General features: G+C 59.0%; 23 protein-coding genes. All 23 read right to left on the bottom strand.

Translation table 11 applies throughout. From position 1 onward, the window contains the following. Window positions 1-54: 54 nt before the first annotated feature. The gene (locus tag C4J83_RS06155; protein WP_124416575.1) at window positions 55-327 is read right to left on the bottom strand and encodes a hypothetical protein; all 273 of its coding nucleotides are present in this window, start codon (window positions 325-327) and stop codon (window positions 55-57) included. Next, a complete protein-coding gene (locus C4J83_RS06150; RefSeq protein WP_124416574.1) occupies window positions 317-622 on the bottom strand; it encodes a hypothetical protein in 306 nt (101 codons plus the stop codon). The genes C4J83_RS06155 and C4J83_RS06150 overlap by 11 nt, the downstream gene beginning before the upstream one ends. A 14-nt stretch (window positions 623-636) precedes the next feature. Next, entirely contained in the window at window positions 637-1,740 is a 1,104-nt protein-coding gene (locus tag C4J83_RS06145) for a pyocin knob domain-containing protein (RefSeq protein WP_124416573.1), read from the bottom strand. Window positions 1,741-1,806: 66 nt separating this feature from the next. Then, entirely contained in the window at window positions 1,807-2,085 is a 279-nt protein-coding gene (locus tag C4J83_RS06140) for a hypothetical protein (RefSeq protein WP_124416572.1), read from the bottom strand. 50 nt (window positions 2,086-2,135) lie between these two features. Next, window positions 2,136-3,164, bottom strand: a complete 1,029-nt coding sequence (locus tag C4J83_RS06135; RefSeq protein ID WP_124416571.1) for a pyocin knob domain-containing protein — start codon at window positions 3,162-3,164, stop codon at window positions 2,136-2,138. A 106-nt stretch (window positions 3,165-3,270) separates the two neighbouring features. After that, on the bottom strand, window positions 3,271-3,954 hold the full coding sequence (locus C4J83_RS06130; protein WP_124416570.1) for a hypothetical protein: 684 nt from the start codon (window positions 3,952-3,954) through the stop codon (window positions 3,271-3,273). Beyond that, window positions 3,951-4,280: a hypothetical protein gene (locus tag C4J83_RS06125; RefSeq protein WP_124416569.1), complete on the bottom strand. Its 330-nt coding sequence runs from the start codon at window positions 4,278-4,280 to the stop codon at window positions 3,951-3,953. Before C4J83_RS06125 ends, C4J83_RS06130 begins: the two co-directional genes overlap by 4 nt. Then, on the bottom strand, window positions 4,277-8,236 hold the full coding sequence (locus tag C4J83_RS06120) for a TipJ family phage tail tip protein (protein ID WP_177416145.1): 3,960 nt from the start codon (window positions 8,234-8,236) through the stop codon (window positions 4,277-4,279). Before C4J83_RS06120 ends, C4J83_RS06125 begins: the two co-directional genes overlap by 4 nt. Before the next feature lie 59 nt (window positions 8,237-8,295). Beyond that, window positions 8,296-8,904: a tail assembly protein gene (locus C4J83_RS06115; RefSeq protein ID WP_124416568.1), complete on the bottom strand. Its 609-nt coding sequence runs from the start codon at window positions 8,902-8,904 to the stop codon at window positions 8,296-8,298. Between the two features lie 31 nt (window positions 8,905-8,935). Next, entirely contained in the window at window positions 8,936-9,562 is a 627-nt protein-coding gene (locus C4J83_RS06110; RefSeq protein ID WP_124416567.1) for a tail assembly protein, read from the bottom strand. 33 nt (window positions 9,563-9,595) lie between these two features. Further along, window positions 9,596-10,369, bottom strand: coding sequence for a C40 family peptidase (locus tag C4J83_RS06105; protein WP_124416566.1), 774 nt, complete (start codon window positions 10,367-10,369; stop codon window positions 9,596-9,598). Window positions 10,370-10,371: 2 nt separating this feature from the next. Next, window positions 10,372-11,055 (bottom strand): phage minor tail protein L, encoded by a 684-nt coding sequence (locus C4J83_RS06100; protein ID WP_124416565.1) that lies wholly within the window; start codon window positions 11,053-11,055, stop codon window positions 10,372-10,374. A gap of 59 nt (window positions 11,056-11,114) precedes the next feature. After that, a complete protein-coding gene (locus tag C4J83_RS06095; protein ID WP_124416564.1) occupies window positions 11,115-11,453 on the bottom strand; it encodes a phage tail protein in 339 nt (112 codons plus the stop codon). Between the two features lie 28 nt (window positions 11,454-11,481). Then, the gene (locus C4J83_RS06090) at window positions 11,482-12,711 is read right to left on the bottom strand and encodes a phage tail tape measure C-terminal domain-containing protein (RefSeq protein WP_124416563.1); all 1,230 of its coding nucleotides are present in this window, start codon (window positions 12,709-12,711) and stop codon (window positions 11,482-11,484) included. 63 nt (window positions 12,712-12,774) lie between these two features. Beyond that, window positions 12,775-13,029, bottom strand: coding sequence for a hypothetical protein (locus C4J83_RS06085; RefSeq protein ID WP_094949899.1), 255 nt, complete (start codon window positions 13,027-13,029; stop codon window positions 12,775-12,777). Window positions 13,030-13,058: 29 nt separating this feature from the next. Then, on the bottom strand, window positions 13,059-13,409 hold the full coding sequence (locus C4J83_RS06080; protein WP_124416562.1) for a phage tail assembly chaperone family protein, TAC: 351 nt from the start codon (window positions 13,407-13,409) through the stop codon (window positions 13,059-13,061). 8 nt (window positions 13,410-13,417) lie between these two features. Continuing rightward, window positions 13,418-13,909, bottom strand: a complete 492-nt coding sequence (locus C4J83_RS06075; protein WP_104995658.1) for a phage tail tube protein — start codon at window positions 13,907-13,909, stop codon at window positions 13,418-13,420. Window positions 13,910-13,990: 81 nt separating this feature from the next. Continuing rightward, window positions 13,991-14,182 carry a hypothetical protein gene (locus tag C4J83_RS06070; protein ID WP_124416561.1) on the bottom strand — a complete coding sequence of 64 codons (192 nt, stop codon included), beginning with the start codon at window positions 14,180-14,182 and terminating at the stop codon, window positions 13,991-13,993. Window positions 14,183-14,263: 81 nt separating this feature from the next. Continuing rightward, on the bottom strand, window positions 14,264-15,274 hold the full coding sequence (locus C4J83_RS06065; protein ID WP_124416560.1) for a contractile injection system protein, VgrG/Pvc8 family: 1,011 nt from the start codon (window positions 15,272-15,274) through the stop codon (window positions 14,264-14,266). A 9-nt stretch (window positions 15,275-15,283) separates the two neighbouring features. Beyond that, window positions 15,284-15,496: a tail protein X gene (locus C4J83_RS06060; RefSeq protein WP_124416559.1), complete on the bottom strand. Its 213-nt coding sequence runs from the start codon at window positions 15,494-15,496 to the stop codon at window positions 15,284-15,286. After that, the gene (locus tag C4J83_RS06055; protein ID WP_124416558.1) at window positions 15,489-15,872 is read right to left on the bottom strand and encodes a phage tail protein; all 384 of its coding nucleotides are present in this window, start codon (window positions 15,870-15,872) and stop codon (window positions 15,489-15,491) included. The genes C4J83_RS06060 and C4J83_RS06055 overlap by 8 nt, the downstream gene beginning before the upstream one ends. Further along, window positions 15,872-17,815, bottom strand: coding sequence for a glycine zipper domain-containing protein (locus C4J83_RS06050; protein ID WP_124416557.1), 1,944 nt, complete (start codon window positions 17,813-17,815; stop codon window positions 15,872-15,874). The genes C4J83_RS06055 and C4J83_RS06050 overlap by 1 nt, the downstream gene beginning before the upstream one ends. Before the next feature lie 127 nt (window positions 17,816-17,942). Continuing rightward, the gene (locus C4J83_RS06045) at window positions 17,943-18,515 is read right to left on the bottom strand and encodes a phage tail assembly protein (RefSeq protein ID WP_124416556.1); all 573 of its coding nucleotides are present in this window, start codon (window positions 18,513-18,515) and stop codon (window positions 17,943-17,945) included. Window positions 18,516-18,553: the final 38 nt, after the last annotated feature.

Here is an 18,553-nt window from a genome sequence, read left to right as displayed (position 1 = left end):
TCAGGGCAATAAAAAACCCGCTCAAAGGCGGGGTTCGCGTATTAACGACATTGCTCAGACAGGACGCCGTGGTCGAGACTCGACGGCAGGATAACCGTCAGCACCTTCGCCCCATCTGCGCACTTGAGTGCGGTAGTCGCGCCATTGCCGCTCGGTGCCTGGCTGGGCATTCGGGTCCTGGTCTTCAAGCGCGATCAGTTGATCGGCAATAAACGCCATCTCCGCAGTTTGCCAACTGGCTTCAAGCTCTTTGAGTGGTTTCAACAGCCTGTCCGCCCTGTCGCGTGCGGTCGTCAGCTGTGACCAATCGATATTCTCAGTTGCCATGCTCCACCTCCTTGAACTCAGGCAGCTCAATAACGCTATTGTGTTCAACGGTCACATTAACAGGCTGTACACCGCTGAAATTAAATCCCGACGCAACAGGCACAAATAACGACAGGCACAGGTGTTCGCCTTCGACGCTGACACGGTGCGCAAACCAGGTGCTTTTCACCGCTACAGGTGCAATCAGTTCATCGCCCTCCTGCAGGCGGGAGAAATCAAACAGCTCCCCATTCACTTCAATCTGGTACGGCCCGACCCGTTGGTACTTCACACTGTCCAAACGCTGTTGCGGCATAAAATGAATTTTCATTATCCCCACATCCCTATCATGCTCACCATGAATGGCTGCGGCAGTGTTTGGTCTGGATAAATCACACAACTGGAGGCCGCCGCGTACCCTCTCAACGTTGTCCAGGCATGACTGGGAATCTGATTGGGCATGCAACTGGCGTATCCCACAAAGGCCGAATACATCGCGATAGTGATGGGTACACCCGCCGTCGTGCCGCCGTAATACTGGACGGTATAGAGCATCAAGCCCGTGGCGAACTTGTGCCATTGATGGACATTGCCGTTGCTATCGGCGGCTTGTCCGGATTCCATCAAAGCGCCTGCCGGCATGCGCCCTTCCGCCGTAGCGCCGAACCCGACAACGCCCACAGCGGTGGACTGGTCATACACCATGCGCCAAGGTGACCAGTTGCCGTCGCCATAGACACAGCGGGTCCAGGTAGGTTTGCTGACCGCCGCCGTGCTGCCGGTGATGACGGTCCAGATTTGGTGGACCGAGTCGCCGGAATATCCAAATGTTTCGAGAACCCCATAGGTGTAACCCGGCGGCCGAGTACCAGGGGCTACGCCATTGACGTAATAACGGCCGCGCTGGGTTCGGTCATCAATGTTCTTGGCATACAGCACCACATTGCCACCGAGCCCGAAGTCACCCGCTTGCAGAACTTGCCGCCATGGGCTCCAAACACCGCCCCAAAGAAAGCGCGTGGCACGCTTTTCGCCATTGAGCGCTACGGCTTCCTGGGCACAGAAGCTCGCATCGGCAGAGCCTACAACGATGACATAACAGTAAGTCATGCCTTCGATGCTGGCGCCCGGTCCATTCAGCCCGCTGTTACCAAAAATGTAATTACCAGTTCGCGTGCAGTCGTTGAAGCTGGCGGTAGAGGCCATGTCTACCGGGTGGCCCGTCAGCCCCCAGTCACCAAACTTCAGTACCTGTTGATTAACCGGCCTGACGTCGCCGTCTACCGTCGTGTTGCGGTTAGCCGCTGTGCCCAATGCGGCGTCGCGCGCATACAGCTCAGCCGTCATTGCATTGATTTTTACGTTGGCGGTACGGGGTGTGTCGCCGCCCACTCCAGTAGGAAGCACACCTAACAGTATTTCTTGTCGTGACATTTGCGTCTCCAATGCCGCACATCGCGGCCGGGTTATCAGCGATGGGGCCGGGACAGCGCCGTTCAGTTAAATCACAGGCTGCGCAGCGGGTTCAGGCTCCATCAATTCGGCATGCAAGGACATGGCATCCACCAGGTCACAGGACTGCCCGTCCTTGTACAACTTCACGGTCAGGACCTTGCGTGAATAGGTCACCACCGCCGAAGTCGCCGTCTCGACAATGCCCAGGGTGTAGCCCCAACCATTGCCTGCGGGAGGCAAAGGAATCAGCCCCAAGGTGCCGCGTACTTCGTAGACCCCGATGGCCTTGCGCTTGGAAGAAACCTTCGCATGAGCAAAAGGCATTACGCTGCAAGCAGCCTCAGCCCCGCGTAGTTCAATAACTGCTCTCATGTTCAAATCGCCTTTATCAAGCCATCCGCCTGCCTGGCGCAGTTGGCCGTGTTCAGGGTGGTGATGACCGTCAGCGCGCCCATGTTCATGGCCGCGGTTGGCGGTGCGATGTCGGCCACGGTGGTCCAGTTCGAGGTATAGGCTGCGGGCACCTCAAGGGCGCCGGTCTGGATCGAGTACATGGCAAATCGGGGCAGATAAACCGCACCCGGAAAGCCGATGTAAATGGACATCAAGCCCGTCTCCGGACGCCGATACACACTGACCTTCAATCCCGGCACGCCTTGCACACTGCTGATGCCCGGCGAAGCCGAATTCAGCAGCGCAACACCCGAGTTGAACGAGCCCTGGTAGTAGTACCAGGAGAGGTCGAGGGTAAACGGCGACGTGTAGCCGTTGATGCATCCCAAGCAGCGGATCAGCGGCGATTCGCTTTCGGTGTAGGGCATGCTGGTATGGACAGTCAGGGAAGAAACCAACCCGCCACTGGCTTTGCCCGCCTCGGTGATGTTTTGCCCGAGCAGGCGCTCTCCATCGGCCTGGAAGGCGCGTGACTTGAGCCCCAGCCGTTGCTGCGTAGAGGCAAGGCCTGGACCGTCGGTGAGGACTTTCTGCCAGGGTTGCCACACGCCGGCGGCCTCGATTCGCACCCATTTGGCACTGTCGACACCGACGTACTCCTGCAGGGTGTAACCCCAGCCCGCCTCGTTGACGGTGACCCAGCCATTGGTTGCGTTGGGTGCATTGATGCCCGACATTGAGTAATAGGTGCCGACGGCGCGAAGGCCATCCAAATCTGCTTCTACAATTGATTTGACGGCACCTACACCAAAGTCCCCGACGCGAACCACTCGGCCCGGGGTGTGATCGTCGGTGCTGGTAGTGAGCGTGCCCAAAGCGGCTGTGCCCAGGGCATCAACGCGGCTGTACAACTCCTGGGTCATTGCGTTGATTTTTACGTTGGCGCTGCGAGGAGTATCACCGCCCACCCCGGCAGGTCGTGTGCCCAAGTCAATTTCTTGTCGTGCCATATTTAGTCCTAGCGCAATTATGTCAAAAAATGCTGGATACGTTGTCGCCCCATAATGCAGCGCTATTGGGACTCGACGATTCACAAACCTTCAATCGGCCTAACTATTAAGGTACGCCAATCAGTAGTGGCCAATTCAACTTCGGCGCACTCTGTTTACCTGTAACAATGGACAATTCAATTGTTTCTCTAGAGGCTGTTGGAAAACCAACAGACACTGAAGACAAACTCATACCCGAAAGAAATCCTTGCTGGTACATATTCATCAAAAAATAGGAGTCTCTCCCGAATTTCCAAGGAAGGCTGTACACCCATACACGGAAGAAGAAACTCATGTCCAAATAATACTTAGAGGTCCAGCTTTGCTCGCCGCCTACAAACCTCATCACTTTATAATTGCTGTCAAATACCACCTGACCCGCTTTATCAAAAACTTGCATTCCATAACCACCCGATGCAGGGGGGTTAGCGACACAAGCACAATACTTTCCAGAATACGCGAGGCCTTCGGTAGGATAATCACCTGCGAAGTAGACTGAGAATCCCGTCCAAGCTCCAGCCGCACCCGAATGCACAACCGGATAATACACACCCGCACCGTCCGGAGAAATAAAGATAAGCGGTGGTCTAGGAGAATTTATCGATGACGTATAGGTCACATAGATCCAACAGCCCTTGATATTGGGTGCGGCGGCTGCGTAAGACCCTGACGACATGACATGAAACAATGAATGCTCATCGTCGATTATCGTTTGACCTTTATGACCCTCACACAATATTCCGTAGCTCATTTATAGTGCACCGCCATAATAGAATATTGTTGATTAGCATATTGGCCGGCAAAGGCTGCTGCCCAAGCTGCATCCAGTGCCTCGAATTTAAGGGCCGCATCGGGATACACCCCGCTGATGGAATAACCGGGCATAATTGTTTGCTCGATCCCATACGCCTCTACCATGACGATTCCTTTAAGTGGATCAAACTTAGGGAGGGGCACAGTCGGCCCGTCACTGGGTAGGCCCTTTCCCTGTATGAGAGTAACAGCCCTCATCGTTTCCGAATCAAGGTTTAAATATTCAGATCCGCCAGCATCGTAAAATCGAATCCCGTGGGTCATGCGTTCAGATCTCCAATTTTTATTCTTAGGTTCCCGGAAGCATCGTAAATCTTGTCTACGTTCGGCCGGACTTCTCGACGGCCACCTGGCCCATAACTATTGAGTTCAAACAGCCCGGACTTGTCTAAAATCCACACTGGCTTTCCATTAGCGCCTAGTGCATTGGACTGGATAGTATTACCTATCTGAGCATTACTAATTGTTCCATTCTTAATAAAAGCAGAATCGATATAGGTAGCACCATTTTCGATAGCGAAAGGAACAACACGCCCACCTATTACATGCTCATTATAAATAGCGAACTTATCTGCCGAGATTAGAAACTGGCTCTCAACCACTCCGCCGGCATTCGTCTCAATGCCCAAGCCAATACCTGCATATTTATACGCACCGCCCGCAACCACCTGCATTCGCACCGACCAATTCGCCGCCAACTTCCCATTGGTATCCGCAATCGCGGTAGCGTTGGTTTGAATACTCGCCGACTGCTGATTCACTTTGGTCTGAACCGTGTCGATGCTTTGCGCGAGCGTTTTGTCTGCGGTGGCCAACGTGGTCAACTTCGTTTCAATCGAAGCGGAGTTGTCCTTGACCTGCGCATCCAACAGCGTCACCCGCTGGGCAAGCGCCTCATCCCGAGAAGCCGAAGCCGTATCCACATTGGTAATGCTGGCCTGGTTCTGATTGACCCGCGCATCCAACCGCGTCACCCGCTGGGCAAGCGCCTCATCCCGCGAAGCCGAGGCCGTATCCACATTGGTAATGCTGGCCTGGTTCTGATTGACCCTCACCTCCAACGCATCAGTCTTCATCGCCTGGGCAAGATCACCCTCGGCAATCGCCGACATCACCGACCAAGCGCCTGCGAGGGAAACGTCATCCCCGGCGTAAGAGGTTTTTTCGTCACCGGCCATCTTCGGATTGACCTGGGCATACACCCCATCGGTTTTTTCCGAGGTGCTGGTGACTTTGCCGTCCAAGGTGGTGACCTGGCTTTTCAAGCCATTCAACGCGGTCGACGTCGCCGCCAAACCGCTGACCGGGTCATCCACTTTGGCTCGCACGCTGTTGAGCTGCGAAGCTTGGGCGGTAACCTTGCCGTCCACCGTTTCAATCGCGGTTTTGTTCTGCTGGATTTGCAGTGCCAAGGCGTTGGTGGTTTGCACCAGGGAGCCGATGTCCAGCCAATAGGCCGCATTGGGTGGCGGGCTGCTAGTCGGCACGGCTTGGATTGCCTGGTAAAGGTGGCTGCCCTGACGCACAAACTCGCCATTGGCATAGGTTTTGGTCGCGTCATACAGCAACGCATCTGTCACTTGATCAACCAGCGCTTCCAGCTCTTTGCGGGCTGAGTCCAGGCGCGCGTTGACCGAACCGGCCCCCGTGCCATCGATCAACTCGATGCGATCCAACAGGTGTTTGCCCAGTTCGGTCTCGCTGATTTGCCCGGCAATCAAATCCAGAATCGGCGACGCATCTGAACTGGCCTGCCCGTTGACGCCGGCACCGGTCGGGAACCACGGCCCGATATTGCCGGTACGGTCCACCAGGCGTGCCCAGAAAAACAACGACGTACCCGCGCCCAAGCCCATCAGCGTCACGTCAGTTTGCGGATACGCGTAATCCCCCAACTTGGTCGCCAGCGCCAGCTCGGCCGTCTTGCCATACCAGATCTCGGTACGCTGCAAATCCGCGGTACTCACACCCTGCGGAATCTGCCATTTCACCTTGATCGCGAACACCAACGACTCGGTCGTCAACGCCGCCACAGTCGGAGGCAAGGTGGTTTTACCGTTGAGCACGGTTTCGATGGATTCGCTGTACAGCGAACCAATATCCAGCGCATTGATCGCGCGCACCTTGGCCACGTAGCGCCCGGCGTAGATCCCGGAAACCTCCATGGACGTGCCGCCGGTGCGTCCCGCGTATACCCACTCGCCATCGTTTTTGCGCCAGTAAGCTTCGAAGGCAATTGCATTCGCCGGGCGCTGCCAGTCGATGGTCATGACATTGACCGCGCTGCCCTGCTCGACAAAATGGTCATTGCTGACCGTCACGCCGGTCGGCGCGGCTTGCACACTCGGCGGGATCACGGTGATCGGCGGGCTGTCGATTTTTGCGCCGTTGTCGATCGCGGCGAATTTGCTCGGCACGTGCTTCACCGCGCTGAGGCTGTATTTGATTTCGTTATCGGCGAAGTCTTCGGAAATCGACAGCACGCGGAACTGTTGCAAGGCCAAGGTGGCCGAGTCGATGGCCCAGATCGACTGCGCCGGTGGCACTTCGTCGAGTTTGCTCTGCAGCACAACCTGCTGCTCGTCGGCGTTCCCCGCGCTGGCGGATTTCACCACGCGCGACACTGCTTTGCCGTTAGGCATCACCAGGGTGATGGTGTCGCCGGCAGCGGCTTTGACTTCGGCATCCAGGGTCAGGGTGTCGAGGGTCGCGGCACGCAGGCGCCCACCAATGCGGCGACCGGCGCGGTCGTTGTCGGCCACGCGGATAATCTGACCGGGACGCGCCAAGGTGCCGTCGAGGCCGACCGAGAAGGTCACGCTTTCGGTTTCCAGGCGGTTGGTCAGCAACGCCCATTTGCCGATGCGCTGGGCTTGCGCCTGGGAGGTGCAACCGGTGGCGCTGATCTCGGTTTGCTGGATGCCGTAGCGGGCGATGCCTTCGGCGTCGTCGACGTATTGCACCTTCTGGCGGTAGAAATCGGTCGGGTCATTCCAACTGACCAGGGCGACGGTGTAGCGGGTCTTTTTCGCCGAGCCGCCGTAGATGAACTGGCCGCTGATCACGTTGGCGTTGGAGTAGGTGTAGACCGGGTCTTCCGGCATGTCTGCCACGGCCATCACCGAACCCGCGCCCCAATAGGACATGCCACGGAAAGTGGTCGCCAGGTCTTGCAGTACTTTCAACGCATCGGCACGCACCGACAGGTACAGGTTGCAGGTGAAGCGTGGTTCGGTGCCGCCCTTGCCATCCGACACCGGCTGGTCGCAGTACTGGCCGATGCGGTACAGCTCCCACTTGTCCACTTGGCCGGCGTTGAGCAAGTGGCCGAGGCCATAGCGCTGGTGCAGCAGCAGGTCGTAGTAGATCCAGGCCGGGTTGTCGGTCCAGGCGGATTTGAAGGTGCCATCCCACACACCGCTGTACACGCGGGTTTGCGGGTCGTAGTTGCTCGGCACCTTGATGATGCGGCCGCGCATTTCGAAGGAGCGCGACGGGATTGATTGAAATTGCGCCGCATCGAATTGCAGGCCGATCAACGCCGAACCTGGGTAGCGCAGTTTGGCGTCAATCACTTCGGTAGAGGATTCTACGGTGGTGGTATCGGCAATCGCACCACTGGTGGAGTTCGGCGTGATCCGGCGCACGCGCAGGGTCCAGCCGCTTTTTGCCGGCGGCAGGTCCACACGGTGCGAGCGCTCGTATTTGGTGGTGGTTTTGCCGCTAAACGCGGCCGCCAGCACTTGCACGAAGGCGCCGCCGTCGGTGGACAGATCGATCGCGTATTGCACGGTGTAGCCGTTGGTGTCGCCGTTGCTGGTGTTGGTCTGCGACAGTCGCGTGACCGCCAGACGTACCCGCACCGCAGACAGTTGCAGGTTGGAGTAAGACTTGGTCCAGGGCTGATCGCTGCGCAGCTCGACGGACACGGGGCTTTCGTTTTCAACCGCCGGGAAGCCCGGGATGTGCGTCTGGTCCTGGCTGCCGTTGCGCGTGTCGAGTGTCACGCCGCTGAAGTTGAGGCTGCCATCGGCGTTGGCCAGGGGCGTCTCGTCGAGGAATACCGAGCGCTTATCGTTTTTCAAACCGACAATCTCGCCTTCGCTGACGAGATCGAGGATACGGGCATAGGCCGTACTTTGCAGGCTGTCTGGCGCCTCCACGGAGGGACGGGGCTTGGAGCCACCGCCTTTGCTGCCAGCGAGAGTGAGGTCAGTCATGGCTTTCCTTCAGGCGAAATAAAGCCCGCGCAGGGCGGGCTGAGTGAAGAGGAGGACGGTTAGAGTTGATCTTGAGCGTAGATGCCGGCGCTGATCACGGAACTGCCGACGATCAACTGGCCGTAGAGCAGGCCCACCGGGTTGCCCTGGGCGCTGGTATTGACCGGCCCGTTGAAGCTGTAGCTGGCGCGGTTGTTGGGGCTGTCCTGCGCGCCAAGCCCCTTGGGCGGCGGCGACAGCATCTGCATCACGCCCCCCATCACCATCGAGGCGCCTGCCATCATCATCATGCTGGCGGCGGGGCCGGTGAGGTAACCAAACGGGTTGAAATACGCCACGGCGATCAGCACCGCGCCAATAATCGTCTGCAGCCCACCGGCACGCTTGGAGCCGGTCAATACCGGCGCAATCCGGATCACATCTTTGCCGAGAGGCTTTTGGATATCGTCTTCGGCTATGTTGCGTTTGCCGTTGAAGACGGCGAAGCGCAGACCTTTATCCGCGCTTTGCAGCATGTAGCGTTCAAAGCCGGGAAACTGTTTGAAATAGCCCATCACATCCCTGAATCCACCCGAGGTGGTCACGCGATGCTCTCGACCGAAAAGTCTGGCGAGCGAGCCTGATAGCAGGACCGTTCGCATTGTGTGGTGTTCGACTGCCAATCCCATGAGTGCTCTCCTGGTCCTTTCAAAACGATGGTTAGAGCTGGTCCTGCGCGTAGATCCCGGCGCTGACCACGGCACTGCCCACCGTCAGCTCGCCATACAGCAAGCCCACCGGGCTGCCTTGGATGCTGGTATTCACTGGCCCGTTGAAACTGTAGCTGGACCGGTTTTCCGGGCGGTCCATGGTGCCCAGCCCCTTGGGCATAGGTGATATCAGTTGCATGACACCGCCCATGGCCATGGACATCCCCATGCTCGCGGCAAAGGACCACCCGGCTGTGGACGTGCCGCCGATCAGGCTTGAACCACCGGCAGCCAGGCCACCGGAGAAGTACGACGCGGCCACGATCAGCGCCACGCCAATAATGGTTTGCATCGACCCTGCGCGCTTGCTGCCCATCAGCACCGGGGCAATACGGATATCCGACGCACCGGCGGGCGCCTTGAGGCGATCGTGGCCAATATTTTCCTGGCCCAGGAAAATCGAATAGCTCACCCCACGGTCCTTGGACTCCATCAGGAAACGCTCAAACCCGGGCACCAGAATGCACAACGCGTGTATCGCTTCCGAGGCATTCCTGACCGCCAACCGATGCACGCGCCCGAAGCTGGCGCCCAGGCTGCCGTAGAGGCGCACCGTCCTGACTTTTTCGTGATGCATGGCATCCTCCAGGCGAATGAACCGCCTATGTGATTAGTGTTTGACCCGCAGGCGATGTCGCCAAAAACTCACCGTCACCTCGCCCCAATAGCCGCCATAGGTGTCGCGCTTGCTGTCGCGACCATAGAGGTGGTGCAGGATCGAGCCGGGGGCCGGGTAATGTTCGGGTTCACTTTGCAGCACGCCATCGGCCAGGTAGATGGCGGCATGGTTGGGCACCGGCGAGCGAATCTGCATCAGCACGATGTCGCCCTGTTGCAGTTGGCTGACCTGCACAAAGCCGGCGGCCGGCAGGTTGTCCAGGTAGAGATTGCCGCCCTTGTCCCACCAACCGTCTTCGCGCTGATAATCACCCAGCTCGATACCCAACTCTCTGCGGTAGTAGTCCAGCACGATGCTCAGGCAGTCATGCACGCCATGGGCAAAGGCGCGACCGATCAAGGGCGCCTGGTAGCCGGTCGGTGTGCAGCTGGCCCATTCACCTGTGCGGACAATTCCGTCGTCGCCACGGCGCACGTCGACAATATGCCAAGGCAACCCGGAGGCTTCACACGCCACGCGATCCGCTTCGCTCGGCGTTGCCGGGCAATCGGGATGGCTGTGCACCACCGCGAGGATTTCGCCGCGCTCTTCGGCGGCTGCATAGTCCTCGGGCGCCAGGCGAAAGTGCTCGCTGGGCGTACTCGCGGTGTTGCGACACGGCACGTACACGCGCTTGCGCCCTTCGCGAATCAGCAGGCCGCAGCATTCGTGCGGGTAGTCGGCCACGGCGTGGCGGGCAATCGCCGCCAGGTTGGTCTTGTTCATGCTCAGCTCCGCAACAGGCCCGCGGCCGGGAAGGAGCCGTAGGGCAGTGGGTTGTTCTCGCCGAAACGCAGCTTGCAACTGGTCAGCCGCCCACCGCATTTGTCCTTGGCCGCGTCCGTGACAATCACGTCGTTGGCATCCGCCACCGGGCCACCGTTGTAGCCGCAATAAGGGCCGCGATAACCGCCGCAGCTGAGCCACCAGCACACGTTGGCGACGATCTGCCGGCGCGGCAGTTGCACGCCGTTAAAGTCCAGTGCGCTGGCCAGTTCGAACTTTACCGTCTCGCTGCTTTCGGCGACCTTGCGTTCGATGTACCAGATGTCCGGCGGCAGTTCCTCTTCCGGGTCCGCCTCGGGTTGGCCATCGAGGTACTTGCCCAGGGTGCGGTGGCGGATCAGCCGCGCGCCTACCAAATCTTCGAAATACAGCACCAGCGCCGTGATGAAACCGCCGACGTTGCCTACAGCCAGGGTCGGTGTGGGCTGCGTGCCCTGCCCCGACATTTCAAACCCTTCGGCCTGGATCGGCCAGGGTGAATATTCCTGGCCCTGCCAGACGATCGACGACGCCTGTGCATAACCGTGAAAACGGTACATCTCGGCGCCCAAGGCGGTGGCGTCGAGTTCAAAAAGCTCTACCCAGGCCCCGGGTTCCAGGGTCTGGATATCTGCGGTAATGGACATGTGATTCTCCGCGCAAAGAAAACCCCGAACTGGGCGGGGTGTGGGCGCCGCTGTTGGCACTAGGGATGAAAGGCCTGCTCGAACGTCGCCGTCAGGGAGTAAAGCCCGGCGCCCATCGGCGTCGGTTGATACCCCTTGCAGCGAAACAGCGCAGGCGTGGCCAACGGCGCGGTCCAACTGAACGCTTTGGCGCCGGCGTGGCGGTCGAGGAACGCGACAATTGCCTTGATTCGCGCCTCGTCACCGACGAACGTCAGTGGCCACGATTGGGTTTTGCTATTGATGCCGTCAGCGGCTGTTTGCTGGTAGCCGTCGCCGAATTTGGCCGTTTTCAGGCGAAACTCGACGCTGCCGACCGGCTCCACTTTGGGCTCCCAGGTGAAGGTTTCTGTGCTCATGTTTTCTCCCGGCGTAAGCCGTTGGTTGTCAGCGGCCGTTAATGGCCGACCAGATTTGCCCGCCCGGTTTGAGGTCGCGTGCAATTTGCTCGGCGGCGCCTTGGCGGGCGGAGCCGGCATAAGCACGGGCGACGTTCTGGGCATTGCCATCGGTGCCGGCACCCTGGCCGTCGGCAACGTTGATGGTTTGCTGGATGACGACCTGGTTGCTGCTGGTACTGCCCGACTGGCCAGCGCCCAAGGCGCGCACGCCCAGGGAACCGTCGGAACCGCGGCTCAGCGGCATGATGGCTTCGGGGCCGGCTTCGCCGAACAGCGCTAAAGGCGCCAATGTCGGGCCAGTGGCGACGCTGTTGGTAAATGCTCCGCCGTTGGCGAACGCTTTGACGCCCGCGTTCCATGCGCTCCCTTTGGCGTTGTAATGAACACCCGCCGTATTGATTTGAGGGGTGAAGGTGTTGCTGAAGGGGCCAACACTGGTAGTCGTCGAAGTGGGCGTGCTGCCCCCGCTCCACCATGCGCTGATCGCCGAACTGGCAAGCCCGAACAACGAACTCAACGCACTCGACGCCGCCGTCTTCGCCGCCATCGTGGCCATGTCCTTGAGCACGGACGTGGCAAAGTCCGAAAAGTTGAATTTGCCTGTGGTCGCAAACGTGAGGACCGCTTGGTCCATTTTTTCGAAAGCACTGGCAAACACCGCTTTCGATTGCTCGGCCGCGGTGCCGGCCTTGTTCGAATACTCTTCGAACGCAGCGCTTGCGCCCTGCTGCCAATCATCCAGCAAACGCGTCATCTCGGCGAAGTTGCCCTTCACTTGGCGAGTTTTTTCATCGTCCAGAAATGCCATCACCTCCTCGTCACCCGAAGGCTTCGGCGCAGGTACATCCCCATACGGCCCACCCGTTGGAAACGTCAAACCCGCCCGCTCGGTATAACTCGACGGCCCATCCAACCCACCAAAAAAGTCACTTTGCGCACCCTGGCTCTGCTTGAGCACCTCCACCAGCTGCGCATTTTTCTGGATAAATTTTTCCGCCGCATCCGTGGCCGGATCATAGGACTTTTGGAAGTCCTTGAACTGGCCGGACGTGACCTGTAGCGCCGCTGCAGCAGACGCGCTGACCTTTTTACCGGCGTCCTCGATCTTCTGCTGCATCTCGCGCATGCTGTTTTCGGTAATCCGTGACGCCTTCGCCAGGGCCTGCTCCAGGCTGCCGAGGTTGAGCGTCAGATTACCCTGGGAAGCAGTTGCCATAGGTTTCTCCGGGTCATGGATAAAACCCGCTTGAGGCGGGTTTCAAGGAAAGTGGCGTCGTCCTTAACGCCACTCGTTCATCGCACGTTCGAGTGATACGCCCCGACGCAGCTCATGGGGCATGAAATCAATCAACTCGGCCGTGCCACCGCCCAGCCGGTGGGTCTGCAGCGCCACCAACGCGCTGCCCGCCTCCAGCCGCCTACCGGCGTGCAGGGAGCCATATCGGTCGATATAGCGGCCCCAGGCCAGGGCTTCGTGGTAGGTCATGCGTTCCTTGGCTTGCGCAATCGTGCGGCCGCCCACTCCGTTCAGCACCAGTTCGTGCCAGAACTCATCGGCGACCGTCAGCTCTTTACGCCGCCACCGCTGGTGCCATTCACCTCATTGACTGCATTGAGGATCACAAACCCCAATGACGGCTCAAGGCCGAAGGCATCGTCGTAACTCAGCGCTTCAGTGCCGTCGTTACCCAACGACACCGAAGCGGCGAGGTAACTGGCATTGCGGCTCTGGGCAGATTCGCCCTGAGTAAAGAGGCGCTCGATCACACCGAACGACTGGCGGCGGATGTGCAGCGTGAAGGTGTCAGTCACTTCCTTGCCGGTTTTGCTGTCCAGGTGCGTCCAGCTGATGTCTTTCTTCACCGGCTGGCCATCAACGATGCCGCCCTTGGCTTTCAGTTGTTTGAGGTTCATGGCTTCTCTCAGGCTTTCTTGATCCAGGCGCTGCCGCCGGTGCGTTGGATGGTGACGGTGGTGGTGACGACCGCGTTCAGTGCGAAGTTGAACGGGAAGTCCGAGACGTAGCCGTCGAACGTGAACCAGGTGCGGGTCGCCGGCAGTTCAAAGCCATCACCTTTGGTGTTGACGGTAGGCAGTACGTCCTTGCCGTCGGACCAGCCCACGGCCCACTTCACGCCGGTGTCACCCTTGGCTTCGGACAGTTGGTGCAGGCGGATATGGCTGGCGTTGGTAGGGTCGGCGTTCAGGCCCAGGCTCGCGGTGCCTGGGGTGCGCAGACCCTTTTTGTAGCTGCGCTCTTCGGCATTCAGGCTGGTGTCTTCGATCTGTTCGGCCGGCGCACCGCCCGGTTCGAACGAGGTGGCGTGCTCGATCTCCAGCACGGTGTAAGGCCCGGTGCCGGAGACCGGCGGGACGAGGGCAAAAATCTGGGTACCTTGGGTAAGAATCGACATCGAGTGTTCTCCATGAACATTAAAAAACCCGCAAAGGCGGGCTGTGGGGTGCAACGGATGCAGGGCTTTGGTCGAGGTGAATCAGGGCGCCGGTTTGCCATCCAGATAAGGCGGAGCATTCGGGTCCGGTTCACGGCTCTTGATCACGTCGACCAATGCCTGGTTGCTCTGGGCCAACAGGCGCAGGGCGGCATTCAGCGCCACCTGGCCGTCGGTTTGGGTTTGCAGGGCGGCGACCAAACGGTTGATTGCGGCCAAATCTTCGTCGTTCATAGGCATCTTGGTTCCTGTCTTGCTTCAGGTAGGCAGTGTGGTGAGAGGGGTTCAAACTTCAATAACGCGTGACGGCGACCATCAAGACGACAACCCGCTGGCTGTGATCGAACTGCGATAGCCCGTCGCCATGTCGCCGACATGGGTCACGGTGGTAATCGACCAACGCCCCTGCATATACGAAGGCCAGGTCTCATCCAGCACCAGCAAGCCCTCGGCCGCCAACAGGGGATTGCCTGGGCAATCGATCAGCAATTTCAAATCTTCACGCCCGACACGACGCAGTTCACTTTCGGCCACGGCACGGGCCTCCGCTTCGTTCTGGTAGCGTTGGCGCAAGGTTTTGAACGGGGCATTTCCCACCTGAACCACGCGCTGCCTGCCAATGGCGGCATCCCACCAGGTGACGCGGCAGCCCTCGTATTTTGCGCGGGACTTTTCGTCGAGCTTGGCCGTGATGAAAGCCTGTTCACCGGGACGGTTGTCTTCGGTCACGGACAACTTCACTTCCGGCAGCATCTGGCCGGAAAGCGACGTGACCCGTCCGGCTTCGGCCAGCACATACAGTTCATTGAAGGGTTTGGTGACCGCGCAATAACGTTTGGCAAGGCGCGTAATGAACGCCATGTCGCTTTCGTTGGACTGGTCGATGTGCGCGATTTGCACCCCTTCAAGCGACGGTGCGACACGCGGTGAAAAGCCATGACGACTGACCAATTGGCGGAACAATGCACCCAACGTCGTGGGCCCATAACTGGCGGACCGACGTTGGCGATAACCGCTTTTGTCGGACATGCTGAACGGCGCAGCCGTGGCCACGATCATCAAACTCATGGGAAACAGCACCGGGGTACGTTGGGTGACGACAAACTCGCCCTTCTCCACCAATCCCGATTCCAGATAACCGGCACGCAAGCCAATCTTGCCGTCGAGGGTGGGCAACCCTTCCAGCCCCTCGATATTAAGGGTCAACTCAAGCCGATCACTTTCAATACCTGCGGTGTCGGTGTGACTCCAGCGCATCAACCGCTGGTTGAGCAGCGCCGCGTTGGCGCCGTAAAACTCCACGATCGGTGTGAATCCCTGTGCCATGCAGCCTCCTTAATCCCAGGCCAGAACAGGTCGCACGGCAGCGGGCCGCGCTTGCATTTCAGGCACCATGACCCACACACCAGCCGGCAGTACCGGACCGTATTCGGCCAGTAAGGGGTTGTGGCGCCAGAGGGTTTCTTCCGCCGCGTCATCGCAACGTCCCAACTCGCGGTAGAGCAGCAGGTTGACCGAATCACCGGCAATACTTCGCACTCTACGCATTGACGAACTCCTCTAATTCCAGGGTCCAGGCCATGTGCATGGCGGTGCCGTCGTCGATCACATTGCTCTGGGTTTCAATCACCGAATTGATCCGCCACAGGCCCCAGTTGCGGCCGATACCATCGACCAGGGGCAATGGCGCCCGCGCATTTTGCAGCGTGCGCAATTCATCCAGCCGCTGCATGCCGATGGCGTACATCGCCGTGCCGCTGAACGTGATTTTTTCCAGCTTTTGCCCGCTCTGTCGTGACAGGGGTTTGCTGGCAATAATCGCCAGGTCACTCCAGCCGCCGTCGCTGGTACGTACCAGCGAGGAATAGGCAAAGCCTCGGGACAGACCAAAAATAAAGTCGCCGAGGACCATCTGTTGTCGCATCAATCACCTCCTGGAGGATCGGCCAGTGCCGCGTTGCGCCGGATCCCCAGGCTGTCGGTGACCATCGGCATGCATTGGAATTGCAAAGCCTGAATCACTTGGTTGACGACCTGCTGGGCATCGGCGGGGTTGACGCCAGTGATCTGGATGCTCGGGGCAATCGTGACTTGCACATTGTCCGTGCGCGCAGCGTTGAGCTCCTTGCTCACCGCAGCGGGCGCAGGCAGGCGATCACTTGAACTGAACAATTTTTCACCGAGCCAGGCGCCCGCCTCACTGCCGAGCAAACCGCCGATTGCACCACCGACAGCCGTGCCGACACCGGGAAAAACCAGCGTGCCGATCGCGGCGCCGGCAGAAGCCCCAGCCCAGGCGCCACTGGCCGTGGTGAGTCCTGCACCGACAGCTTTGGCGTCACCGTTGCGTACGCCCTGCACCACGTCCATAGCGGTGTCGACGTACTTCAGTGGGCCGAGGCGGCGGGCGGCGGACGACTCCAGTTTGCTCATCGCGCCCCACAAGCCTGGAACAGGCACCTTAATTGAGCGGTGGGCCGGGGCTGGCAGACGTTCACGACTGATAGGTTGAGCCTGTGAAAGGGTGTCTCGGTGACCTTCGAACGGCAGGGGCACAAGGCCCCGCTCCAATGCTTCAAGCAGCCCGGGCGCTCTGCCCGAACTCAATCGCTGGGTGGCACTTTTTTTCGTTCGACTGTTTGTCCCGGCCGCGCGCGGCTGTAACCCTGGGGAAATGTCACCCGCAAACCCAAGAGACTGCTGCTTCGGAAACCACCTCGAAAGGCGTTCGCCCACGCCATACAGCGATGCAACCAAACCAACACCTTTTGCACGTGAGCGCTTGGCGGCGGATGGCTTCGCAGCAGGCGTTGGCTTCTTGTGCGAGGTTGGAGACGTCTGCGTTGTTTGAGCCTTTCGTACTGACGCAGACTTTTGTGTTATTTGAGGCTTTCGTTCTGGATGAGACTTTTGCGTTGTTTGAGCCTTTCGCGCTGGCGGGGACGTTCGTGTTGTTTGAGCCTTTCGTGCTGGCTGGGACTTTTTTGCCGCCTGAGACTTTTTTGCCGCCTGAGACTTGGGCTTTCCGGGCTTCTGCTTCCCCGAAGACCCTCCGTGCGCCGAGTCCCTGCTCGAAATTGATTTTTCGCCCGCCGCTGCACAGCAGCATGGCTTGTCTTTTTCAAAGCCACCGTCCTGGAAAAACTTCCCAATCAAGGGAATCTTGCCAAGCGTCACATCCACCACGTTGCCTTTGACTCTGGAGGTGACTGTCTCCGTCAACCCCGAAATCACGGCCTCTGCCGTTTTAACCGTCTTGGCCCCGACCGGCGAGTCGCTGGCCCAGTTATTGGCTTTATCCATTACCTCGGTTTTGGCCTGCAACCATGTCGCTTCCAGCAATATCGGCGCAGGCTCCAGGGTCTTGGTAAGACGACTTGCGCTTTCAGTGGTTTCCTTTCGTAAAACCGTTATCGACTTCTCCGAAGTGGCCTTTGTATCAAACGAAAGATGGGCATTCGAATATCGCTGCGATGCCACCGGGTCGAGAGGTTGCCCAGCGCCCAGCGACATGGATTCACGGGTAAGGCGCAGATCTTCGGATTGGGTCGATGTGAATTCAGCGACCGTCTTCGATTCGCTGTGTTCGTCGGTTTTCAACGGCTGCACATCAGCCGTCTTCAGTGTGGATAAAGACGTTTCAAGCGCGTCCACCCCCTCACGCAGTACCTGCAGGGATTGCGCGAGTTCGTTAAGCCGCAAGTCTGCACTGGCCAACGCCAGGCTAATCCCCGTCGCGCGCTCGGGGGCGAGGGGTGCCAAAGTGCCTGGATTGACGAGACTGGCATCATTTGCGCCATCTGCACTGCCGAAAACACCCTGACCATCCTTGGCCATGGCATACGCGAGCGAATACTTGTCTTGCATCCCGCTTACTCCTGTTTAACGCCAAGGCGAGTGATCGCAATGTCGTAGCGGCGCAATGCTTTGCCGGCGTCCCAGTCGAGGATTTCCGCCTCATTGACCGAGTAGATCAGCGGCACCACATCGAGGATTACTTCGATGTCGCGCTGCGAAAGAAGTCCGCCGGTTGATTTAAAAAATCGTCGATGCGCTCCTGCAATTCCGTCCAGTCGGGCACGCTGAGGCTGGCGAGATCAGGGATCATCAAACCGGTGCAGTGCGCAGTGATGAACTCGGCGCGCTCTTTGTTGGTGGCGAGCTTTTTCATCACTTTAGTGGCGCGCAGGGCGGGCATTTCCAAGGGCAACTCGGTCAGGGTGCGACCGGCTGTATCGAGCGGCAGCAACAGTTGGACCGGCTGGTCGTGGGACGTTTCTTCACGCGCATCCAGGAAGAAAGACGCAGGCCGCGTCGACATTTCATGCACGTACTGAGCGATGCTCACGTAGTCCGGGCGCTTGAGTTGGTCGAGCTCTTTTTCCGACAGGCCGGTGGCGAGTTTCGCCAGTTCAAAAAACTGGTCGTCCTCGTCATCACCGGCCCGGGCCAGCGCGGCTTTTTGCGCGGCGTAGAACAGCGGTTTGAGCTGAACCTGCTGGATCGTCGCGCCGGTGTCGGCGGTGATCGGGGACAGCAGACTGTGCAGCGGTGGCATCCAGGCCATGGGGCAATTCCTTGTAGAGCGTTGTTGAAAAGCAGCGC

The organism is Pseudomonas sp. LBUM920 (assembly GCF_003852315.1).
Taxonomy (GTDB): Bacteria; Pseudomonadota; Gammaproteobacteria; order Pseudomonadales; family Pseudomonadaceae; genus Aquipseudomonas.
This window is presented reverse-complemented; position numbering and strand designations above follow the sequence as displayed.

Coding starts and splice junctions, on each gene's coding strand:
- C4J83_RS06105 (WP_124416566.1), bottom strand. CDS start 10,369: ATGAACAAGACCAACCTGGCGGCGATTGCCCGCCACGCCGTGGCCGAC.
- C4J83_RS06100 (WP_124416565.1), bottom strand. CDS start 11,055: ATGTCCATTACCGCAGATATCCAGACCCTGGAACCCGGGGCCTGGGTA.
- C4J83_RS06045 (WP_124416556.1), bottom strand. CDS start 18,515: ATGGCCTGGATGCCACCGCTGCACAGTCTGCTGTCCCCGATCACCGCC.
- C4J83_RS06145 (WP_124416573.1), bottom strand. CDS start 1,740: ATGTCACGACAAGAAATACTGTTAGGTGTGCTTCCTACTGGAGTGGGC.
- C4J83_RS06135 (WP_124416571.1), bottom strand. CDS start 3,164: ATGGCACGACAAGAAATTGACTTGGGCACACGACCTGCCGGGGTGGGC.
- C4J83_RS06055 (WP_124416558.1), bottom strand. CDS start 15,872: ATGCGACAACAGATGGTCCTCGGCGACTTTATTTTTGGTCTGTCCCGA.
- C4J83_RS06080 (WP_124416562.1), bottom strand. CDS start 13,409: ATGAACCTCAAACAACTGAAAGCCAAGGGCGGCATCGTTGATGGCCAG.
- C4J83_RS06075 (WP_104995658.1), bottom strand. CDS start 13,909: ATGTCGATTCTTACCCAAGGTACCCAGATTTTTGCCCTCGTCCCGCCG.
- C4J83_RS06125 (WP_124416569.1), bottom strand. CDS start 4,280: ATGACCCACGGGATTCGATTTTACGATGCTGGCGGATCTGAATATTTA.
- C4J83_RS06060 (WP_124416559.1), bottom strand. CDS start 15,496: ATGCGTAGAGTGCGAAGTATTGCCGGTGATTCGGTCAACCTGCTGCTC.
- C4J83_RS06065 (WP_124416560.1), bottom strand. CDS start 15,274: ATGGCACAGGGATTCACACCGATCGTGGAGTTTTACGGCGCCAACGCG.
- C4J83_RS06050 (WP_124416557.1), bottom strand. CDS start 17,815: ATGCAAGACAAGTATTCGCTCGCGTATGCCATGGCCAAGGATGGTCAG.
- C4J83_RS06140 (WP_124416572.1), bottom strand. CDS start 2,085: ATGCCTTTTGCTCATGCGAAGGTTTCTTCCAAGCGCAAGGCCATCGGG.
- C4J83_RS06150 (WP_124416574.1), bottom strand. CDS start 622: ATGCCGCAACAGCGTTTGGACAGTGTGAAGTACCAACGGGTCGGGCCG.
- C4J83_RS06090 (WP_124416563.1), bottom strand. CDS start 12,711: ATGGCAACTGCTTCCCAGGGTAATCTGACGCTCAACCTCGGCAGCCTG.
- C4J83_RS06115 (WP_124416568.1), bottom strand. CDS start 8,904: ATGGGATTGGCAGTCGAACACCACACAATGCGAACGGTCCTGCTATCA.
- C4J83_RS06155 (WP_124416575.1), bottom strand. CDS start 327: ATGGCAACTGAGAATATCGATTGGTCACAGCTGACGACCGCACGCGAC.
- C4J83_RS06110 (WP_124416567.1), bottom strand. CDS start 9,562: ATGCATCACGAAAAAGTCAGGACGGTGCGCCTCTACGGCAGCCTGGGC.
- C4J83_RS06120 (WP_177416145.1), bottom strand. CDS start 8,236: ATGACTGACCTCACTCTCGCTGGCAGCAAAGGCGGTGGCTCCAAGCCC.
- C4J83_RS06095 (WP_124416564.1), bottom strand. CDS start 11,453: ATGAGCACAGAAACCTTCACCTGGGAGCCCAAAGTGGAGCCGGTCGGC.
- C4J83_RS06130 (WP_124416570.1), bottom strand. CDS start 3,954: ATGAGCTACGGAATATTGTGTGAGGGTCATAAAGGTCAAACGATAATC.
- C4J83_RS06070 (WP_124416561.1), bottom strand. CDS start 14,182: ATGAACGACGAAGATTTGGCCGCAATCAACCGTTTGGTCGCCGCCCTG.